The following is a 2,279-nucleotide window of genomic DNA, read 5'->3' as shown; positions in this document are numbered from 1 at the left end:
CCATTAATTGTAATAGCCCCCTTATCTACATCATAAAAACGAGCGATTAAGTTACATAGTGTCGTTTTACCAGAACCAGACGGACCGACAATTGCAGTTGTTGTTCCTTCTTTTATATGAAGTGATACATCTTGGATAATTGGGCGATCACTATAGCTAAATGAAACATGATCGAACGTGATATCAAAATGTTTTAAATGTATATCTTTACCTTTTGTATCGACAAATTCTGTTTGTTCAATAGCATCCAGCTTATCTAGCATATTGTCAACTGTTTCAAGAACGTGTGTGGCATCACTAATTGGTTTAATACTATCAAACATAACGAAAGAAAATAGTGTGATTAAGATCAGGTCAGAAAACTCCATATCACCGGATAAAACAAGTGACGAAGCAACGAGAACAAGTAAAACTGATGCAAGCTTCAGCCCCATACGGTGACCGACATTATAAATACCGAATGACTTTTGAATTTCAATGTTAACATTTTTACTATTTTTAAAGGCCTTGTTAATATTTCGTGATGCTATACCTTCTTGGTTGAAGCTTTTTACAACCGACATACCACGTAAGTATTCAAGTGTATTGTTAACGAGTTCATGTTGACTTTGTTGATGTACGGGTGCCTTTTTCCGGCTATGTTTTTGTAGTAATTGTAAAAAGATCATAGATAGTATAACGCCAGCAATTGCAATAAGTGCCATAATGGGATTGTAGAACAATAAGAATAAAATCATTGTAAATGTCATGATATAACCGTTTACAACAATATCAATCATTTTCATTGCCATCATTTCCACAAATGATAAATCGGTAGTTACAATACCATTAATATCACCTGTAAGGTACTTATTGAAAAAACCGAGTGAAACTCCTTTTAATGTGTTCCCAAGCTGAATGCGATGTGATGCAGCGAGTTCATAACCGACACTCTCTTGATAAACAGCTTTTAAATAAGAAAAGAGGAATCGTCCTAAAATTGCTATCACCATAAATAAAAGGAGTAACCAAATTGTTTGTGAAGTTAATTCTTTTGTACCATGATAGTCATCGAGCATATATTGCAGTCCCTTAGCAGAGATGACAATGGGTAAAGCAATACAAATAGCTTGGAAAAATGAGAAGACGAACCCAAGATATACGCGCTTTTTATAAGGACCGGTCCAATTCAGAATTCGTTTTATAATCTTAAACATTGGAATGTCCCTCCTTAGTTACATAGTCTGATTGAATGTCTTTTTTACTTGCACCAATATGTGCTCGCCATAGTTTTTGATACAAATTATTACTTTGTAAGAGCTGGTCATGGGTACCCATAGTATGAACATTGCCACTTTGTAAGACGACAATTTGATCAGCGTGTTTAATCGTTGATAATCGATGAGCAATAACAATTAGTGTTTTATTTGAAGCTAACTCATTAAATGCTTTTTGAATTTCAGCTTCATTTTCAGGATCTGTGAACGCTGTTGCTTCATCTAAAATAATAATTGGTGCATCCTTTAAAATAGCACGAGCAATCGCAAGACGCTGCTTTTCACCGCCAGATAGTTTTTTTCCAGCTTCACCAGAGTCCGTTTGATAGCCATTTGGTAATGATTTAATAAATTCATCGCAACGAGCAAGGCGAGCTGCATGGAAAACTTCATCGTCTGAAGCATTGGGATTCCCCATGCGAATATTCTCTAATATACTTGTACGGAAAAGAAAATTATCTTGTGCAACATAGCTAATCATCTTACTGAAATCGTTTGGATGAATATCTTTAATATTGATGCCACCAATGTTGATACTTCCATCAGATACATCCCAAAAGCGTGTTATGAGCCGAGCGATAGTGGATTTACCACTACCAGACGGACCTACAAGTGCGGTATAGTTACGCTCAGGAATAATTAACGATAGATCGCGGATAACTGTATGTTCTTCGTTGTAACCAAATGCAACATGATTCATCTCTATTTGAAAGTGAGTTGGTACTAGATTGTAAGTAGGGGCAACCGATAATGCTTCTAGATGTAAGTAGTCCTTTGTGTCATTCACTGCATATTCGATAGATTTAAAATCATTAACGAAAGTTGTCAATTGTATGAGCGGATGAATTAATCCCATCGATAAAGTTAATGAGATAATAAGTTCTGCTGGTTCAATAGTACCATTTTGGTAAAGAAGCAATCCGACTGGAAGTGTTCCAACAAGCGTTGAGGGGAGGAGCGCATTCCCGAGAGTCATTAAAGGCCATGTGCTACGGAACCAATTTAATGTGTAATCCTTAAATG

At 36.1% G+C, this 2,279-nt stretch carries 2 protein-coding genes; both read right to left on the bottom strand.

Annotation, left to right across the window (positions count from 1 at the left end; translation table 11 throughout):
* On the bottom strand, positions 1 to 1,196 hold a 1,196-nt coding region (locus AB3X49_RS21685), incomplete at its 3' end, for an ABC transporter ATP-binding protein (RefSeq protein WP_367964674.1).
* Positions 1,189 to 2,279 (bottom strand): ABC transporter ATP-binding protein (locus AB3X49_RS21680; RefSeq protein ID WP_367964672.1); only part of this gene is annotated, 1,091 nt, incomplete at its 5' end. The genes AB3X49_RS21680 and AB3X49_RS21685, both read right to left, overlap by 8 nt.

The organism is Bacillus sp. C30, from assembly GCF_040838255.1.
GTDB classification, from domain to species: Bacteria; Bacillota; Bacilli; order Bacillales; family Bacillaceae_G; genus Bacillus_A; species Bacillus_A mycoides.
Note: the sequence above shows the minus strand (reverse complement) of the source record. Positions and strands in the feature narration are given on the sequence as shown.